Source organism: Streptomyces phytophilus (genome assembly GCF_013870535.1).
Classification (GTDB): domain Bacteria; phylum Actinomycetota; class Actinomycetes; order Streptomycetales; family Streptomycetaceae; genus Streptomyces; species Streptomyces phytophilus.
Genome location: NZ_JACBXC010001360.1, coordinates 1 through 1,557 on the forward strand (window position 1 = coordinate 1; position 1,557 = coordinate 1,557).

At 75.4% G+C, this 1,557-nt stretch carries 2 protein-coding genes; both read left to right on the forward strand.

Annotation, left to right across the window (positions count from 1 at the left end; genetic code table 11):
- On the forward strand, nucleotides 1-799 hold a 799-nt coding region (locus H5J30_RS32370), incomplete at its 5' end, for a hypothetical protein (RefSeq protein WP_181791210.1).
- 265 nt (nucleotides 800-1,064) lie between these two features.
- Nucleotides 1,065-1,557 (forward strand): RNA polymerase sigma factor (locus H5J30_RS32375; protein ID WP_374101048.1); only part of this gene is annotated, 493 nt, incomplete at its 3' end.

Sequence of the window (1,557 nt, forward strand, 5' to 3'; positions counted from 1 at the left end):
GTGTGCGCTGGGCGGGGTCGCGGTGGCCTCCAGCGCGGGTGTGCTGCCATCGCCGTCGTTCATCCAGGACTCCGGCGGCAACAACCGGTCGCCGAGCGTGGGCGCCACGTCGTCGGCGCAGACCCCCGGCGGCGAGAAGGGGGACGGCTCCGCCGCGGAGGGCGGCAAGGGGTCGGGCAAGGACGGCAAGGGCAAGGACTCCGGCAAGGACGGCAAGGACACCAAGGGCCAGGGCAGCGGTACGGATCCGGATCTGCCGGGGCGCGGCGTCATCGGCGACATCCGGGGCGACCAGCCGCCGAACATGGCGGACGCGGACTCCGTCCTCGACGAGCTGTGCCGCGACTACCTCGCCGCGCAGGCCGGTACGGGCGCGATGCCGGGCCAGGGGCGGCTGCGCGTCCTGGAGCAGGCGGCGGGTTCGCCGGAGGCGATGGCGTCGTACTGCTCGAACCGGCTGGGCACGAGCGTGGGTACGCCGGGCGGCGCCACCGGTGGCGGCACCGGCGGCTCCACGGGCGGCTCCACCGGGGGAAGCACGGGCGGCGACACGGAGGAGCCGACGAGCCCGAGCCCGTCGCTCCCGACGGACCCGGGTACGGACCCGGGCGGCACGGGCGGCTCCGGCGGGGACACCGGCGGCGACACCGACGGCGGCAGCGAGGACGGCGGCGGCAGCGAAGGCCCGCCGCAGAACGGCCCGTCGCCGAACCCGAGCGCCAACATCTCCGAGTCACCCGCCCCCGAGCCCTCGGCCACGGCCACCGCCGCGGAGCCGGAGGAGTCCGCCACCGGCTGACGCCGCGGCGCTCCGCTCCCCCCGCAAGTCGCCCGCCGCATCGCCTTTTTGTCCCGTTTCACCCGGAGCGGGACGCGCGAGCCCGGGGCGGCACCTGCCGGTTCAGGAGAAATGTGGGGGTGCTCACGTCAAACGTCCATGATGTCTGGCATTGTTGCACTGTTCTGTTCGATTCCGGGTGTGGCTGGGGCAGCGGCCTGACGGAGAGCGCGCGGGGGCGCGGGCACGGTGCACAGTGCCGCAGGCCGATCACGAGGCGCACAAGGTGGGGGAACACGACAGACCGGCGGCCGCACGCGCGGCCCCGGGACACAAGGTTGCGGACGAGGACCTCCAGCCACTGGTCCAGCGGGCGCAGAACGGCGACGAGGAGGCGTTCACCGCGCTCTACCGGCGGCTGCAGCCGGTGCTGCTCGCGTATCTGCGCGGCGTGGTCGGCGACGACGCCGAGGACGTGGCCGCCGACGCCTGGCTGGTGATCGCGCGCGACCTCGGCAGGTTCCGCGGCGACGGCCCGTCGTTCCGCGGCTGGACGATCACGGTCGCCCGGCGCCGCGCGCTCGACCTGCTGCGCCGCGAACGCCGCCGCCCGCAGGGCGTGCTGCTCGACGAGGGCCTCCACGACCTGCCCGCCGAGCGCGCCGCCGAGGACCACGCGCTGGAGTCGATGGGCACCCGGCAGGTCCTCGGGCTCATCTCCACGCTGCCCCGCGACCAGGCGGAGGCGGTGCTGCTGCGCACGGTGGCGGGGATGCGCG